Here is a 1,263-nt window from a genome sequence, read left to right as displayed (position 1 = left end):
TTGAAGTGCACCCCTTAGAATGGACATTGGAAAAACCCCTGGGTATTCCGATGAATTCTAAGGGGTGCATTTTTTATGGCGATTAAAGGTCAAAAGTTCAAGTCATACACGGAGGAACTGAAAATGGAAGCGATCCGCCTTCACATAGAGGATAAGTGGACGTACCGTCAGATCAATGAATATTTGGGGATACAAGATAAAGATCGAATGAAAGTGTGGATGCGGCAATACAGGGAGAAAGGGCAGTTTGGCCTCTTAGATCAAAGGGGAAGACGGAAGAACTACATAGACCAGGATCGGTATGTAAAGCAATTGGAACGGGAGAACCGAATGCTAAAAAAGTGTTTGGAAATCTGGATGCGGGAGGTGCAAAGGAAAGGTATGTAATCATTCGCGAGTTAGCGGATGGCTCCAATATTCGCTATCTCTGCGGGTTATTCAACGTTTCTCGTAGCGGATATTACGCCTACCTGAAACGAATGGACATAGATCGGGATCAGGCCTCCAAAAAGTTGGTGAAGGCCGTATATGACCGGTATGAGGGCAAATACGGGTACAGGCAAATTCAACTCTTCTTACTCCAAGACCATCACGTATGGTGGAATCACAAGAAAGTATTGCGCCTTATGCAAGCCTTGGGATTACGCTCAAAGATTCGGCGCAAGCATCGCTGCAACTACTCCTCATCCGTTCAGGGCCGCGTTGCGGAGAACATCTTAAAGCGCGATTTCAACACCCAAGCGCCTAACCAAAAATGGGTGACAGATATTACCCAGTTTCGAGTCTTGGATACATGGATGTACCTCTCCGTGATTAAGGATCTATTCAACAATGAGATCGTTTCCAACCACATGGGCTTACGCAACGACAACCAACTCGTCCTGGAGACGTTTGCTAAGGCCTTTGAAAAGACGAAAGACGTGACTGGATTGATCGTTCATAGCGATCAAGGCTTCCAGTACACGTCCTACGCTTATCATGACATGCTGCAACAGGTTGGCGCCCAAATCAGCATGTCGCGAAGAGGCAATTGTTTGGACAACGCCTCGATGGAGAGCTACTTCTCGCATCTCAAAACGGAAGGGCTCTATCCCTATGATATCCGAACTATGAGCGAGGCACAAAGGCGAATTGAAGAATACATTCATTTTTATAACCATAACCGACCGCAACGAAAGCTAAATAAGCTGCCGCCAGTACAATACCGACGACAGCTTGTAGCCTAGGTGTTTTTACAATGTCCACTAAATGGGGTCTTGACCA

2 protein-coding genes are annotated in these 1,263 nt (G+C 46.2%); both read left to right on the top strand.

Going from position 1 to position 1,263, the window contains the following annotated elements:
* Positions 1-75 precede the first annotated feature (75 nt).
* On the top strand, positions 76-387 hold the full coding sequence (locus M0651_RS23905; protein WP_308195588.1) for a helix-turn-helix domain-containing protein: 312 nt from the start codon (positions 76-78) through the stop codon (positions 385-387).
* The gene (locus M0651_RS23900; RefSeq protein WP_248554154.1) at positions 342-1,226 is read left to right on the top strand and encodes an IS3 family transposase; all 885 of its coding nucleotides are present in this window, start codon (positions 342-344) and stop codon (positions 1,224-1,226) included. Before M0651_RS23905 ends, M0651_RS23900 begins: the two co-directional genes overlap by 46 nt.
* Positions 1,227-1,263 lie beyond the last annotated feature (37 nt).

This window comes from Paenibacillus mellifer (genome assembly GCF_023195895.1).
GTDB lineage: Bacteria > Bacillota > Bacilli > Paenibacillales > Paenibacillaceae > Fontibacillus > Fontibacillus mellifer.
This window is presented reverse-complemented; position numbering and strand designations above follow the sequence as displayed.

Excerpts from the sequence above, each read along its gene's own strand:
- M0651_RS23905 (WP_308195588.1), top strand. The coding sequence starts at position 76 with ATGGCGATTAAAGGTCAAAAGTTCAAGTCATACACGGAGGAACTGAAA.